The sequence below is a fragment of the Rhizobium sophorae genome (assembly GCF_013087515.1).
Taxonomy (GTDB): Bacteria; Pseudomonadota; Alphaproteobacteria; order Rhizobiales; family Rhizobiaceae; genus Rhizobium; species Rhizobium sophorae.
Window position 1 is genome coordinate 76741 of record NZ_JABFCN010000070.1, and the last position, 15027, is coordinate 91767.

Sequence of the window (15027 nt, forward strand, 5' to 3'; positions counted from 1 at the left end):
TTTTGCAATGCATCGGCGTGTCGATCCGCTTTTCGTTTGTGAGAATTTCACGCTATGCTTCTGCATGGGCAGCGCGAGGCTCTCCTTTGGTCCGTTCGTTTACGATCCCGTGACAGGAAGCCTGTGGCGGGACGGGAAGTCCGTTGCGACCGGACCACGGCCCGTAGCGCTGCTCGGCATGCTGCTGGAGGCTGAGGGCCGCGTCGTCACCAAGGCGGATCTGATGGAGCGGGCCTGGCCGGGGCTTGCCGTGGAAGAAGGCAATCTCACGGTTCAGATTGCCACGCTCAGGAAGCTTCTCGGCGCAAGGCCCGATGGCACGGACTGGATCGTCACCGTTCCCAGGGTCGGGTATCGCCTGCCGCGCCAGGACGATGCCGGGATGGCGCCTGCGGCGCCGCAGCCGCCTTCCGTCGCGGTTCTTCCCTTCGTCAATCTCGGCGGTGATGCCGACCAGGATTATTTTGCCGATGGCGTGGTGACGGAGATCATCACGGCTCTTGCGCGCTTCCACTCCTTTTCGGTCGTCTCGCGCTATTCCGCATTCGTTTACAAGGGACGCAGCATCGACGTGCGAGAGGTGGCCAAGGAATTGGGAGTACGCTACCTGCTCGAAGGCAGCATCCGGCGGGAAGGCGCGCAGGTGCGCATCAATGTACAATTGGTCGATGGCGTGACGGCGACCAATCTCTGGGCCGATCATTTTGAAGACGGCATCAGCCGCATCTTCGCTTTCCAGGACCATATCACCGAACGCGTCGCCTCGATCGTCGAGCCGGCGATCGAGATCGCCGAAATCCAGAGGTCACGACGCGACCGGCCGAACAGTCCGGCGGTTTATGATCTCTATCTGCGTGCGCTTGCCGCGATCATCGACGAGTCGATCGAAAGCAACGCCGCCGCCTATGCCTTGCTGCAGGAGGCGCTCGCCATTGAGCCGGAAAATGCGATGCTGCTTTCCCATGCCGCCTGGGCGCTCGAACACCGCATTACTATGGGCTGGCCGCGGCTTGGAGAGGACGACAAGGCGGAATGCATCAGCCTTGCCCGTCGCGGGCTTCAGCATTCGGCGGGCGATCCCCGCGTGATGGCTCATTGCGGCATGGCGCTGTTGCAGGTGGGCAAGGATTATGAAGGCGGCATGGCCGTGTTGGAGGCCGCCGCGGCCGCCAATCCCAACGATCTTCTGGTGGCGGCCTGTTCCGGCATTGCCGCCTTGCACTGCGGCGATATCGAACATGCGCTCGAACGCCTGCATCGCGCGGTGAGATTGGGACCTCGCGATCCGGATGCGCGTTTTTCGCTCACGGGCATCGCCATGGCCGAAATCTTCCGTGGCAATTGCGAGGCAGCACTTTCATACGCATCACGTTCGCTGGCGCTCAATGCCCATTTCGACCCGACCTACTGGATGCTGATCGCCGCACATGCGCATCTCGGCAATATGGAGCAGGCGCAGCAGTTCCTGCGCGCGCTCGCAGCGATTGCACCTGATGTAACGCTGGAAGGCATTCTGGCAGGCCAACCGGCCAAGGATCCCCAGCGTTTTGCGCCGGTTCTGGAAGGGCTGGCGCGGGCCGGCATGCGGCCGCGCCTATAGGCCTTTGCAAGTTTTTGCAGCTTTTAGTCGGACCTTAAAGACCCAGCATGACGCGTGGGCCACGCTGATCCCATCAACCGGGATGGAGGATCGGCTCATGCTTTCCAGCATGCATATTCTATCGCTCAAGCAAGGCAAGCTTTACGGCGACCGAATTCCGATAGAGGCGCTGCCACAGGGGTTTGCGTTGCCAAGGCACCTTGTCGTACTGTTCTCGCTGATCGGCGGGTGGCGCGAGCGCACGAAAGAAAGCCCCGCCGAAGCGGGGCCGGAAGTTGCCGAGCCGCAGGCGGCTTCGGTTGCCTGATTATTCTATGACCTGCACCACACGGTGGGTGCGGGGTTCGACAATCACGTGTTGATTGTTGATGACCGTATAGGCATATTTCGGGTTGTCAGGCACCGGCGTCACGACGACGTCTGCCGGAAGCGGCTTGCCGACGACAATTGGTTCCTGGACGACCACTGAAGCGGTCGGGGCCGGCTGCTGCTGGACATAGGTGACAACCTCGCGCGGCGGCGGATCGATCACTGCGCCGGCGACACCGCCGGCCACGCCGCCAACGGCTGCACCCACAGGGCCGCCGACGATTGCGCCGGTGATGGCGCCGCCGGCTGCACCGGTGACAGCTCCGTCAGCCAGGGCATTGGTGGCGAGCGACGACAGCGCAAGGGCGCTGGAGACAAGTAGGATCTTGTACATTTTGCTTCTCCTTTGCTGGGGTTGCGCTTGGGTAACGACCGCGCCAATCCGAGGTTCCGGCAGAAGAGAGTCACGCTTTGGAAGGCCGGTTCACATTCTGTGAGGCAGCCGAAGCATTGACTATTCCAGCCGCCGACGGAAGAGCCAGGCGGCGGCGCTGAGGGTGACCGCAGCAATCAGCGCCAGCGGGATCGTCTGGTTCACCACCTCGCTCAACGGGATATCCTTGAGGAAAACGCCTTTGACGATCACCAGGAAATAGCGCAGCGGATTAACTGATGTCACCGGCTGCAGCCAGCCTGGCATGTTCTCGATCGGCGTCGCGAAGCCGGAGAGCAGCATGGCTGGGACCATGAACAGGAAGGCGCCGAGGATCGCCTGCTGCTGTGTCATCGACAGCGCCGAGATGAACAGGCCGAGGCCGGCGACCGAACCGAGATAGAAGATTGCGCTGCCGTACAGCAGGAAGAGCGAGCCGCGCAGCGGCACGTCGAAGAGGAAGACGGCGGCCAGGATATAGACGGTGATGTGGAAGAGGCCGATCATCATCGGCGGGATCAGTTTGCCGATCAGGATCTCGTGGATGCGCAGCGGCGAGACCATCAACTGGTCGAAGGTGCCGAGTTCGCGCTCGCGAGCGATCGACAGCGCCGTGACGATGAGGCCGATCAGCAGCGCGATGCTGGCGATCAGGTTCGGCACCATGAACCATTGATAGGTGAGGTTCGGGTTGAACCAGTTGCGCGGCACTGTCGAGACGATGTCGGCACCGGCGCGTTTGCCGGCCGGCGTCTCGGCGGCAAGCGCCGCCCCGATCTGCGAGAGATAGCCCGCGACGATCTGCGAGGCGTTGGAGCGGCGGCCGTCGAGCACCACCTGCAGATCGGCCGGCGTACCGGCCTCGATATTGCGCGAAAAGTCCGGGCCGATCTCAACGGCGGCAATGGCTGTCTGGTTGTCGATTGCCACCCGGACCTCCGCCTGGCTTCCCGCAATCTCGATTTTCCGGAAGGTCGGCGAGCCATCGATGCGCTCGATCAGTTCCTGGCCCCAGTGACCGCTGTCGCGGTTGAGGATCATCACGTCGACATTGCGGACTTCGAGCGTCGCCGCATAGGAGAAGACGAGAAGCTGGACGATCGGTGGGCCGATCAGGATGGCGCGGCCCTTGGGATCACGCAGGACGGCGAGCAGTTCCTTGACGATCAGGGCGTAGAGCCTTGTCCACATCTCAACCGATCCTCTTTCTGGTGCTGCGGGCGGCAAGCACGAACATGATGGCGCCGATCGTCAGCATCACGCCGATCGCCTGCAGAAACATCGGCCAGATGTCGCCGGCCAGGAACACCGTCTGCAGACTGGGGATCAGGTAGCGCGCCGGCACGATGAAGGTGATCCACTGGATGACGGCCGGCATGGAATTGATCTCGAAGAGGAAGCCAGACAACAGGAAAGCAGGGAGAAAGGCCGAGATCAGCGCCAGCTGCGAGGCAAGGAACTGGTTCTTCGTTGCTGTCGAGATCAACAGGCCCTGGCCGAGCGCCGGGATCAGGAAGGCGGCCGACAGTGCATAGAGGGCGGCGACGGAGCCGCGGAACGGCACGCCGAAGAGGAAGACCGCAAGCAGAACGCAGAGCGTCATCGAGGTGAGGCCAAGCAGGAAATAGGGCAGGATCTTGCCGGCGAGCAGTTCGACCGCCGTCACCGGTGTCGCCATCATCGCCTCCATTGTGCCCCGCTCCCATTCGCGGGCGACGACGAGCGAGGTCAGAAGCGTGCCGACCAGCGTCATGACGATGGCGATCGAGCCGGGCACGAGGAAATTGCGGCTGGTCAGTTCAGGGTTGAACCAGAAGCGCTGCTCGACCGAAATGGCGGGACTATGGGAGGCGACGTCCGCCTGCCTCTGCCGCTCCCAGTTGGCAACAGTGCCCTGGGCATAATTCTGCACAAAATTCGCCGTGTTCGGTTCGGAGCCATCGACGATCACCTGGATAGAGGGATGGTTGCCGGCGGTGTAGCGCGTGGTGAAATCGGCGGGGATGACGACGATGCCGCGCAGCTTGCCGAGCACGAGGTCTTCCTCGAACAGACGCCGGTCGCGGCCGATGGCCACATCGAAATAGCGCGAGGCATGGAAACTGGCCGACAGGTCCTGCGTCAGCGGCGTCATCTCCTCGGTCACTAGGCCGATGCGGGTGCGGGTGGTATCGAGCGAGACGCCGTAGCCGAAAAGAAAGAGCAGAATGAGCGGCAGCACGAAGGCGATGAGGATACTGCTCGGATCGCGGATCGCCTGAAAGCTCTCCTTGCGCACGAGGGCCAAGAGACGTCGCATCCGGCCGGAGGTGGTGCTCATGCTGCATTCTCTTTCTCGGATTGCTGTACCAGGGCGATGAAGGCGTCCTCCATCGTCGGGTCCGGCAGCTCGCTGGTTGCGACCTTAGCCTTCAATTCGTCAGGCGAGCCAAGTGCGATCGAGCGGCCGCGATAGATCAGCGAGATGCGGTCGCAATATTCGGCCTCGTCCATGAAATGGGTGGTGACGAGCACTGTGACGCCCTTTTCGACCAGGGCGTTTATATGCGTCCAGAATTCGCGCCGGGTGATCGGATCGACGCCGGATGTCGGTTCGTCGAGGAAGAGGGCGCGCGGCTCGTGCATGACGGCGCAGGCGAGCGCCAACCGCTGTTTCAGGCCAAGCGGCAGGTCCTTGGCCGGCTGGCTGACATGGCGGCCGAAATCGAAGATGCCGGCCATGAGATCGATGCGCTCGCGCCGTTGTGTTCCGCGAAGGCCATAGACGCCGGAGAAGAATTCGAGGTTCTGCATGACGGTCAGATCGCCATAGAGCGAGAATTTCTGCGCCATATAGCCAAGCTGGTTGCGGGCCTCGGCGGCATCGCGGCGAAGGTCGAAACCGGCAACGCGGCCTTCGCCACCGGTCGGCTTCAGCAGGCCGCAGAGCATCTTGAAGGTGGTGGATTTGCCGGCGCCGTTCGGGCCGAGCAGGCCGAAGATCTCGCCGCGGCGAATATCGAAGCTGATATTGTCGGCAGCGGTGAAATCGCCGAAGCGCTTGGTCAGCCCCTTGGCCTCGATCACCGGCCGGTCGTCATCGCCCTTCACCGGTTTTTGCGCCTCGGCCAGCCTCGAGCGGCCGCCAGGACCACCACCCAGCATGTCGATAAAAGCATCTTCGAAGCGCGGCGGGGCAGGGGCGAGCGTTGCGCCATCGCCGGCCGAGCCGATATCCGGTTTCTTGTCCTTGGCGGCGACGAGGCGGATCGCTTCGCCCTGGATCACGCCGTCGATAACGCCATCGGCCTGCAGAAGCCCGGCAAGCACCTGCCGGCGGCGCCCTGTCATGCCCGAGACGCGAAAAACCCGGTCGCTGACGCGGCCGGTCATGTCATCAGGTTTTCCCGAAAAGAGCAGCTTTCCCTGGTTCAAGAGCAGCACATGGTCGCAGGCTTCAGCCTCGTCGAGATAGGCGGTCGACCAAAGGACGCCTATGCCTTCCTTCGTCAGGTTCTCGACCATCTTCCAAAGGTCGCGGCGCGAGATCGGATCGACGCCGACGCCCGGCTCGTCGAGCAGCAGCAGGCGCGGCTTCTTCAGAAGCGCGCAGGCAAGGCCGAGCTTTTGCTTCATGCCGCCGGAGAGCTTTCCGGCGAGCCTGCCGGTGAAACGCTTGAGGTCGGTAAAGGTGAGCAGCTCGTCGAAGGCGCTTGCGCGTTCGCTCTTCGGCAGGCCGCGCAGATCGGCATAGAGATCGAGATTTTCCTGCACCGAAAGGTCTTCATAGAGACCGAAGCGCTGCGGCATGTAGCCGATCGCCGCCTGGATGCCGGCGGGGTTCTTGCGCGTGTCGAAGCCGAGAACCTCCATCGTTCCCGTGTCGGGCAGCATCAGGCCCGTCATCAAACGGATCAGCGTCGTCTTGCCGGCGCCGTCGGGGCCGACAAGGCCGGTGATTGCGCCGCTACCGATCGTACCTGAGACGGCATCAAGCGCTGCCGGGGCGTCGCCGAAGCGCTTGGTGACGCCGTCGATCCGGACGAGCGGCGTGTCGTCCCAACCTGTCTGGGGGCCGGATTCGGCGGCGGTCATTGTCCGCCCGCCGCCGGCGTGGGAAAACGTATCGTGACCGGCATGCCCTGACGCAGATCCGGGCCGGGCTTATCGATGACGATCCGCAGGCGATAGACGAGGTCGGTCCTCAGTTCCGGCGTTTCCACCGATTTCGGAGTGAATTCGGCAACCGGCGAGATGAAGCCGATCGTGCCTTCATAGGGTTTGTCGGGCGCCGTATCGGAGGTGACCGCAACCTTCATGCCGGGATGGATACGGCCGAGATCGGGCTCGGCGACATAGGTGCGCACCCAGACGGGTTCTGTCAGCGACAACACGAAGACGGTGTCGGCGGGGGAAACGATCGCGCCATTCTCCCGCACACGGGAGAGCATGACGCCGTCGTTTGGCGCGCGCAATTGGGTATCCTCCAGCGAAGTGCGGGCCGAGGCGAGCGTTGCCTGAGCCGCCTTCAGCTGGGCGTCGGCGGCGGCGATATCCTCGACACGGGAGCCTTCCAGCAGCAGTTTCAACGCCTCGTTAGCGGAGTCGGAGCGTGCGGCGGCCATGGCCCTTGCAGCGGTCGCCTGATCAAGGCTTGCCTCGGAAATCGTGCCTTGCGGGCGCAATTGGCGGGCGCGGTCATAGGCGAGATTGGCATTGCGGAGATCGGCGACACTTTCGTCATAGGCGGCGCGTGCCTGGGCAATCTCTGTCGGCCGCGGACCGGCCTTCAGCTTGTCGAGCGTCGCCTGGAGGGCTGCGACATTGGCCTCGCCCGAGCGGACCGCGAATTCATAGGGTGCTGCATCGAGCTTTGCCAGAACCGTTCCAGTTTTGACGACGTCGCCTTCGTCGGCATGGAGTTCGGCGAGACGACCGCTGACACGGAAGCCGAGCGAAACCTGGCGGATATCGACATTGCCGTAAAGGACGAACTCGCGGCGGGCCTCGGGCCGCCAGCCGAGCTTTTGGGGCAGGCCGTACCACCAGGCGGCGGCACCTGCCGCAACGAAAAGAAGGATGGTGATGGGAAGGATGCGTTTCATGCTGCACTTCCTTTCGATGCGCCGATGGCATCGACCAGTTCTGCAGCCAGGCCGCGCATGGTTTCCACCTGTTCCGGGCCGACGCCGTCCCACTCCATCTGGGCGAGCACGGCTGCATGGGCGACGCGAAAGACGAGGACGCTGCCGAGAAGTGTGAAGGTGCGCAGGCGCACATGTTCTGAGGCGGGATCCTCATGAAGGATGGCGCCGATCAGCCGCCGGCCCATCTCGATCATCGGCCGCATGAGGCCCTGATAGATCCGTGTGAATGCTTCTGTCGGCTCCATCTGCTCGCGGATGAGGAAGCGCGCCCAGGATTCGGATTCCTTGCCCACGAACAGCGTCACCATGGTCTGCAAAATTTCGGTCAGGAAATGGCGAGCCTCCGCTTCACCAAGCGGTTTGCCGGCAGCGTCGAGCGCCAACAGATGCGCGCCGACGCGCGCCCTCATGTCACCGACATGCGTATTGATCCGCATCATCAGATATTCGGCGGTGGCGATGTAGAGACCTTCCTTGCTGCCGAAATAATAGGGGATTGCCTGCAGGTTGACGCCGGCCGCTTCCGTGAGCTGGCGCGTCGAAGCGCCGTCGAAGCCATAACGGCCGAAGACGTCGAGGGCAGCGGATAGCATCTTCTGACGCGCGATCTCGGCGCGGGCGGAGGTCGGTGACTGGTTGTCGTGTTCTTGGGTCATGACGCTTTTATAACGCCGATGAAAAAATAAGTCAATCGATTGATATATTTCGATAGCGAATGTCATGGGCTGATGCCTTCGCTGATGCAAGGACAAGAAACGTGACATCGCTCATGGCTGGATGCGTGGCCTGATTGTGGAAGAGATGTGCCGTTCCAGTGGTTCAGCGTCAATCGGATCAGGGCGATCTCAGCTCGTCTGGAAGACGTTCGGAAACAAGGCAAAGAGACCCACAGGCAGCGATACAATATCGCTAATTTTCACGACACTAATATGTCTGTGCCGACCGGCTGCGAAACAAAAAGCCCGCCACTTTTTCGTGATCCCTGCGGCTATGTTTTGACACAAAACTGCCTTGCTCTTTCCGTATCGCCGGGTTGATGCGTATTCAGATTTATATTATCGCGCTGCTGCTCAGCGCCATCATGTGGTCGATCTCGTTCGATGCGGCGCGAGAATCCTATCATGCCGCGCAAAGCGCGGGATTGATGCCGAACCTGCACATCAACAAGAAGCTGGATCGCATTCTATAGACTGCGATGTAGTGGCAGGTCAGCGGTACAATTGGCCGATGTTGCATTCTCGACATCGGGCTGGCGAATGTATTTTTCTATCGCTCTCGAGCCTTCCGGACAGAAAGTCAAATTCCGTAAAATTTGACCGATCTGCTTAAAAGCCCTGAAAATACTGATGTGTAGAGTGGTCTCATGAAAGCGACCGAAGCGTGGACAGACGCATCGATCGTTTGGAGCCGGGGCGAACCGAAAGCCCGCCGATCCACAAACGGGGACTTCGACATGCACAGAACTCTTGCCGCCATTGCCTTGAGCCTGACCATCACTGCGGCTGCCGGGCCGGCATTCGCCATTGGCCCAGCCAGCCTTGCCCGCGACCTGATGTACACTTCCGCCATCGGCCATTCGCCCGAGGTTCCGTTGACGACACGCGCCGGCTTCGTGCGTCCAGGCGTTCCGTTCGTCCTGCGCAGCCCGGCTGCAATCGAAGGTGAGGGCTACCGGCTCAAGACCTATTCGCAGCGCCTGACCGTTGTCGTCGGTTACGTATTTTCGACGGCCGTCGAGGCCGTGCAGGCCGTTACGCTTCTCCGCTGATATCTCGCCAGATTCCTGTTCTAGGCGTCGAGTTGACTGCGCACGTCGATGTACCAGTCGACGAAGGCCTTGACCCCGACTTCCAAGGTCGTATCCGGCTTGTAGCCCGTCAGAGCGACAAGCAGATCGGGGGCTGCGAAGGTGCGCGGCACATCACCCTTCTGCATCGCTAGCATCTTGCGGATAGCAGGACGGCCGAGCGCCTTCTCCACCGTTTCGACGAAATCCATCAGGCTGACCGGCTGGCCGCCGCCAATATTGACGACGCGGAAGGGCGCCTGGCGCGAGAGCGTCTCGATGGCCGTGTTTTCAAGGCGATTTTCCTCACACGGGATGACCGCCGACAGCCTGACGATCGCTTCGATGAGATCGTCGATATAGGTGAAGTCACGGCTCATATTGCCTTCGCCATAGATCTCGATCGGCAGGCCTTCGAGCATGTTCTTGGTGAATTTGAACAGCGCCATGTCGGGCCGGCCCCACGGGCCATAAACGGTGAAAAAGCGAAAAGCCGTGGTCGGAATCTTGTGAAGATGGGCATAGCTGTGCGCCATCAGCTCCATCGATTTTTTCGTCGCCGCATAGATAGTCAGCGGCTCGTCGGCGCGATCGGTCTCATGAAAGGGGACGGTGGCATTGGCGCCATAGATCGACGATGTCGAGGCGAGCATCAGGTGGCGGATCTCGACGCGCCGCGCGATTTCCATGATGTTCCAGGAGCCCTCGACGTTCGAACGAAGATAGGCTTCCGGATTTTCCAGGCTGTAGCGCACGCCGGCCTGTGCTGCGAGGTGGATCAGGATATCGGGCTTGGCCGCCAGAACTGCCGCTTCCAGCGCCGGCCGGTCCTCGAGCATTGATATGACCGGTCTGAAGGCCGGAAACTGGGAGAGTGCCGCATGGCGCATCTCCTTGAGCTTGACGTTGTAATAGGGAGTGAGGCCGTCGAAGCCCGTGACGTCATGCCCCTCTTGCAGCAGGCGCCTGGCCAGATGGAAACCGATAAAGCCGGCAGTTCCTGTAATGAAGTAGCGCATTCCCACCTTTTCTCGGCTCCCTGCCGACGGCAAAGAGCCGATTCCGTATCAAGTGACCCCACTTACAAGATAAGAAGAGGCCGAGTCGATAGTCTTTGAACGAGAGGGCCACAGCACCGTCTCTACCGTCGGCGGCCGGTCCGCCGTTGCCTTGCCGGATGAGGGCGGGACCATCGATATCGTCTGTCGGTCGCCGCAACTCCCGGCCGTTATGCTGCATTGCAACATGACGGCTTGCATGTTATGGCCGGCCAGTCGTCTGCAAGCGGGATCCGGATCGATGAGAGACATAATTTACTGGATCCTCTGCGCGTTTCTGACCGTTGCCATCGCGATCGTGTCGTTACGCTATGTCACGAATTTCTGGCTTCTGTCCTTCGTCTACAGCTTTCAAGTTCACCTCGGCGTCGTGTTCGTCGCCGCGAGCCTAGTCATTCTGGCTATCAAAAGGCAGATCTACGGCTTTATCCTTCTGATTGTCTCGCTTCTTCTTACCGCTCACGGCGTCATCATGCTGCGCGAGTTCTCGGAGGGCGACAGAGGCACCGTCAGGCCGCCGCTTTTTCGTCTGATGACGTTCAACATCGCGATCGACAATTGGAAAAACTCGACTGAAATCACCGACATGGTGATCGCGTCGAATGCCGACGTCGTCAATCTGCTCGAAGCCAAGCCGCTGACATTTCACCTGCAGCGATTGTTCAATGCCTATCCCTACCATATCGGCTGCGACACCGGGAAGGATACATGCGATACGCTGGTGCTGTCCAAACGCCCGTTCGTCAGCCGGCAGGTCGCAAGCATGGGCAGCCTGCGAAAAGACAGGCTTGTTATAGCAAGCGTCGACTTCGGCGGCGAGACCATCAATCTGGTTTCGGCGCACCTGACCAAACCATACTTCGACGATTTCCAGATGGCTGAATTGGAAGATCTCGGCAAAGCGCTTAGCTCGATCGATGGCCCTCTGGTACTGTCAGGCGATTTCAACTCCTCGGCGATTGCCCCGAGCATCCAAGCTTTCTTGCGTGAGCAGAAGCTGAAAACGATCACGCCGGAACCGGCAACATGGCCAATCGGCGCTGGCGCGCTGGGGATCGCCATCGACCACGTATTTGCACGCGCGCCCCTTCATCTGACATCGCTGAAACGTCTCGACGACAATCTCGGCTCGAACCATTCGGGCCTGGTCGCCGACTTCGTTCTCGACAAGGACGGCGAAACTTCACCGGCAAATTGACTTTGTCTGGGAAAGGAAATCTTGCCGGGGCTGCAGATCAGAATCTGGTTCGGCCGCCTTTTTTGTCGATCATCTGAAACCTCTTGCCGTCAGTCTTCACGTTGACGCAATCGGTCTTCTTGCTGGGGAACAGGACGCACACCTGGCCATTGGTTATTTTGTAGCCATTCTTATTGCCGTCGCGATATTCGTAGCCGTTCTTGCCTTCTTTCAGTTCGGACGTACCGGGCAGGTGCTGGCGAATTTCCGACTCGCTTGCGGTTCGCATGCTTGCCGTTTCGGCAAACGCCATTCCCGGCACCATAATTACAAAAAATCCGGCGAGGGCGGGCAAGGTACGCATCAGGGGGATATCTCCGGTCATGTCCGTCGGTACATCCATTCTACGAGAACCCCAAGAGGAAATTCAACAGCGGGGATGGTCGCGCCGGAAAAGGCCCGACCATCGCTCCGGCTGAGATTAGGTTCTTCCAAACTCATCGACGATACGGATGATGTCGTCCTCGCCGAGATAGGAGCCCGTCTGAACCTCGATGAGCTCGAGAAGAATCTTTCCGGGGTTGGCGAGGCGGTGGACTTCGCCCAGCGGAATGTAGACGCTTTCGTTCTCGCGCAGCATACGCACGTTCTCGCCGACCGTCACCTCAGCCGTTCCCTTGACGACGACCCAGTGTTCGGAGCGATGGTGGTGTTTTTGCAGCGAAAGCTTCTTGCCCGGCGTGACGAAGATGCGCTTCACCTGGAAGCGATCGCCGTTGAAGATGGAGGTATAGCCACCCCACGGGCGATAGGATGTCGGATGGGTTTCGGCGAATTTCGCCGTGGCGGACGTAGAGGCCAGCATCTTGACCAATTGTCCGACATTCTGGCTGTCTTTGAGCGGTCCGACATAGACGGCGTCTTCGCTGGCGATGACGGCGACATCATCCATGCCCTGGACGGCAAGATGCACGCCATGGGTCATGACGAGCGAGTTGCGGGTATTGACGACGGTGGTGTTTGCGGCGGCAACATTGCCGTTGTCGTCGCGGGCGCCTGATTTCCAGACGGCATCCCAGCTACCCATGTCCGACCATTTGAACGGCGAGGGGACGATGGCGGCCTTGGACGTCTTTTCCATGATCGCGTAATCGATGGAGATGTCCGGGCTCTTGGCGAAATGGTCGGCGTCGAGGCGGGTGAAATCGAGGTCGCGGCTTGCTTTCGAAACGGCCTTGCTGGCCGCCTTCAGTACATCGGGCGCATATTCCTGCAGTTCGGCAGTGAGTTCCGCCACCGGGAACATGAAGATGCCGGAGTTCCAGTAGAAGCCGCCGTCGGCGAGCATCTGCTCGGCCTTCTCAAGTGCCGGCTTTTCGACAAAGCGCTTGACCTTGTGCGCACCGTTTTCGAGGGCATCGCCGATCTCGATATAGCCGTAACCCGTCGCCGGCTCCGTCGGGGTGATGCCGAAGGTTACGAGCTTGCCGTCGGCAGCGGCATCGCGGGCGATGCGGATGCAATCGAAATAGCTCTTGTCGGCAAGGATCTCGTGATCCGAGGCGAGCATCTGGATGATGGTGTGCTTGCCGAAGAGGTCGGCGGCAAGCGTTGCGGCCGCGGCCACCGCTGCGGCTGTATTGCGGGCGACCGGTTCGAGCAGGACCGCTGCGAGCGGGATGGTGCGCTCGCGAGCCTGTTCGGCGACCAGGAAGCGGAATTCCTCATTGGTGACGACGATCGGGGCTTCATACAGTTCGGGATCGGAAACGCGCTCGAGAGTTTCCTGAAACAGCGTCTTGTCGCCGACGAACTGGATGAATTGTTTCGGTGCGGTGGCACGGGAAAGCGGCCAGAGCCGCGTGCCTTTGCCGCCGGCCATGATCACGGGAACGATTTTCTGCGTCATAGGCGGGTTCCTTGAAATAAACGGCTTGTTCGTCGCATGTTGCCGGGCGCCTGCCCAGTCTCTTATTCGATTGAGCCCTGTATTCAGCAGGTTCCGGGCTGCAGCTTCGCTGCCGGCTTCCGTGTAGCAGCGCATTTCCGGCGCATTGCCGGACGGACGGAAATGAATGATCCCGCCATCCCTTAGCGTCACGCGAAGTCCGTCGATGTCGGATTTTGTCGCTACCTCGCCAATCGGCTGCAGGAAAGCCGAGAGATTTTCTTTCGAAGCGCGCAGATGCTCCATCAACGCGGTACTCGTCTCCAGCGGAAAATTCTCCAGGCGATCGGCGGCGGCAAAGGGCAGGTGATAGGAGGCGGCAGCGGCAGAAAGTGGCTGCCTGCGAATGGCAGCGAGCGACAGGATCGCGAGCATCGGGATAAAACAATCGCGCGTCGGCAGGGCGCGCACGGCTCTGCCGTTGATATCGAAAGAGGTTGCAGTCAGCAGCCCGCCATTGGCTTCAAAGCCCATGACATGATCTTCGCCGGCTGCTACGGCCTCTTCCATGCCAGCGATGACGAAGGGCGAGCCGACGCGGGTGCGCCTGACGGTGAAAGAGCCCGCGGCCTCGATGCCCGAATTGGAGGTAAGCGGTGTCACCACCGTGCCGGCGCCGAGGAAATTGGCTGCCACAAGGCCGAGAAGGTCACCGCGCAGCGGCGTGCCGGTTTCGTCTGCGACCAGCGGCCGGTCGCCGTCGCCATCAGTCGAGACGATCGCATCGAACTTGTGCTCGGACACCCAGCGTTTCATCAGCGTGATCGTCTTGTCGGAAACGGCTTCGGTGTCGACGGGAATGAAGCTCTCCGAACGTCCGAGAGCGACGATCTCGGCGCCGTAATGGGCAAGAACGTCAACCAGCAAGTCCCGAGCGACGGTGCTGTGCTGGTAGACGCCGATCTTCAGGCCGGAAAGCGCACCTTGCGGAAGCAGAGCTGTATTGCGTTCAAAAAAGAGCTGCCGGCAAGCGGCCTCGTGGTCTTCCGTCTCGGCCGTTGCTTGTACGACAGTTTCGCCGTTTCGTTCGATCTCGGCGGCCAATGTGGTAATCGCCGCCTCGTCCGATTTGTCGATCTCGCCATCTGGCCGATAGAACTTGATACCGTTGCGGTCCGCCGGAATATGCGAGCCCGTGATCATCAGGCAGCCGGCGTTTCTTTCAAGGCCATAGAGGGCGAGTGCGGGTGTCGGCACATTGCCGCAGTCGAATATCCGGAAGCCGAGCGCAGCGAGTGCATCGGCACAATTTCCCGAGATTTCAGGGCTGGAATCGCGAAAATCGCGGCCGATCAGAATGGCATCGCCAGCTTTGGCCCTACCAGTTCCGAGCAGATATTTGCCGAACGCCGTGGCATAAAGGGCGGAGGCATGTCCCTTTAGATCCACTGAAAGTCCGCGAAGGCCGCTCGTGCCGAATTTCATAGGAAGACATGGCTCCGATTTCACAATCAAGGTTCTACTCAGGCCGCCTGCCGGCGTAAATACCGAAGCTATCATATAGTTAAATACGGGACGATGATGCTTCGGACAGCCTCTCGCAATCTTCTCTCACCGAATTCTGAAAGTGTAGACCCATTGCCGCGCCGG

14 protein-coding genes and 1 pseudogene are annotated in these 15027 nt (G+C 60.7%); 5 read left to right on the forward strand and 10 right to left on the reverse strand.

Going from position 1 to position 15027, the window contains the following annotated elements:
• Positions 1-64 precede the first annotated feature (64 nt).
• Entirely contained in the window at positions 65-1600 is a 1536-nt protein-coding gene (locus tag G9X64_RS34505) for a winged helix-turn-helix domain-containing protein (RefSeq protein WP_171378339.1), read from the forward strand.
• Between the two features lie 97 nt (positions 1601-1697).
• Complete coding sequence (locus G9X64_RS34510) at positions 1698-1907, forward strand: hypothetical protein (RefSeq protein ID WP_168309344.1); 210 nt, start codon at positions 1698-1700, stop codon at positions 1905-1907.
• Here the strand turns inward: G9X64_RS34510 and G9X64_RS34515 are convergent, their stop codons facing one another.
• The 6 genes from G9X64_RS34515 to G9X64_RS34540 all read right to left on the reverse strand — a co-directional run bounded on the left by G9X64_RS34515 (position 1908) and on the right by G9X64_RS34540 (position 8124).
• Positions 1908-2303 (reverse strand): DUF1236 domain-containing protein, encoded by a 396-nt coding sequence (locus G9X64_RS34515; RefSeq protein WP_025395639.1) that lies wholly within the window; start codon positions 2301-2303, stop codon positions 1908-1910.
• Positions 2304-2423: 120 nt separating this feature from the next.
• Positions 2424-3533 (reverse strand): ABC transporter permease, encoded by a 1110-nt coding sequence (locus G9X64_RS34520; RefSeq protein ID WP_168309345.1) that lies wholly within the window; start codon positions 3531-3533, stop codon positions 2424-2426.
• 1 nt (position 3534) lies between these two features.
• Complete coding sequence (locus G9X64_RS34525; RefSeq protein WP_168309346.1) at positions 3535-4662, reverse strand: ABC transporter permease; 1128 nt, start codon at positions 4660-4662, stop codon at positions 3535-3537.
• Positions 4659-6416 carry an ATP-binding cassette domain-containing protein gene (locus G9X64_RS34530; protein ID WP_168309347.1) on the reverse strand — a complete coding sequence of 586 codons (1758 nt, stop codon included), beginning with the start codon at positions 6414-6416 and terminating at the stop codon, positions 4659-4661. Before G9X64_RS34530 ends, G9X64_RS34525 begins: the two co-directional genes overlap by 4 nt.
• Positions 6413-7426, reverse strand: coding sequence for a secretion protein HlyD (hlyD, locus tag G9X64_RS34535; RefSeq protein WP_168309348.1), 1014 nt, complete (start codon positions 7424-7426; stop codon positions 6413-6415). Before hlyD ends, G9X64_RS34530 begins: the two co-directional genes overlap by 4 nt.
• The gene (locus tag G9X64_RS34540) at positions 7423-8124 is read right to left on the reverse strand and encodes a CerR family C-terminal domain-containing protein (protein ID WP_168309349.1); all 702 of its coding nucleotides are present in this window, start codon (positions 8122-8124) and stop codon (positions 7423-7425) included. Before G9X64_RS34540 ends, hlyD begins: the two co-directional genes overlap by 4 nt.
• 380 nt (positions 8125-8504) lie before the next feature.
• Here G9X64_RS34540 and G9X64_RS34545 point away from each other — a divergent pair, with 380 nt between their 5' ends.
• Both G9X64_RS34545 and G9X64_RS34550 read left to right on the forward strand, forming a co-directional pair.
• Positions 8505-8657 carry a hypothetical protein gene (locus tag G9X64_RS34545; protein ID WP_009988813.1) on the forward strand — a complete coding sequence of 51 codons (153 nt, stop codon included), beginning with the start codon at positions 8505-8507 and terminating at the stop codon, positions 8655-8657.
• A 264-nt stretch (positions 8658-8921) separates the two neighbouring features.
• Positions 8922-9236, forward strand: a complete 315-nt coding sequence (locus G9X64_RS34550) for a hypothetical protein (protein WP_168309350.1) — start codon at positions 8922-8924, stop codon at positions 9234-9236.
• Positions 9237-9256: 20 nt separating this feature from the next.
• Here the strand turns inward: G9X64_RS34550 and G9X64_RS34555 are convergent, their stop codons facing one another.
• A complete protein-coding gene (locus tag G9X64_RS34555; protein ID WP_168309351.1) occupies positions 9257-10273 on the reverse strand; it encodes an NAD-dependent epimerase/dehydratase family protein in 1017 nt (338 codons plus the stop codon).
• A 280-nt stretch (positions 10274-10553) separates the two neighbouring features.
• On the opposite strand from G9X64_RS34555, the gene G9X64_RS34560 reads away from it, so the two are divergent.
• Positions 10554-11510: an endonuclease/exonuclease/phosphatase family protein gene (locus G9X64_RS34560; protein ID WP_168309352.1), complete on the forward strand. Its 957-nt coding sequence runs from the start codon at positions 10554-10556 to the stop codon at positions 11508-11510.
• A gap of 37 nt (positions 11511-11547) precedes the next feature.
• Here the strand turns inward: G9X64_RS34560 and G9X64_RS34565 are convergent, their stop codons facing one another.
• From G9X64_RS34565 to G9X64_RS34575, 3 genes and pseudogenes are all read right to left on the reverse strand, one after another.
• On the reverse strand, positions 11548-11853 hold the full coding sequence (locus tag G9X64_RS34565; protein WP_171378371.1) for a hypothetical protein: 306 nt from the start codon (positions 11851-11853) through the stop codon (positions 11548-11550).
• A gap of 117 nt (positions 11854-11970) precedes the next feature.
• Positions 11971-13398 carry a mannose-1-phosphate guanylyltransferase/mannose-6-phosphate isomerase gene (locus tag G9X64_RS34570; RefSeq protein WP_171378372.1) on the reverse strand — a complete coding sequence of 476 codons (1428 nt, stop codon included), beginning with the start codon at positions 13396-13398 and terminating at the stop codon, positions 11971-11973.
• Positions 13399-13440: 42 nt separating this feature from the next.
• Positions 13441-14862 (reverse strand): annotated as a pseudogene (locus G9X64_RS34575) (phosphomannomutase); the annotation flags it as partial.
• Between the last annotated feature and the right edge of the window lie 165 nt (positions 14863-15027).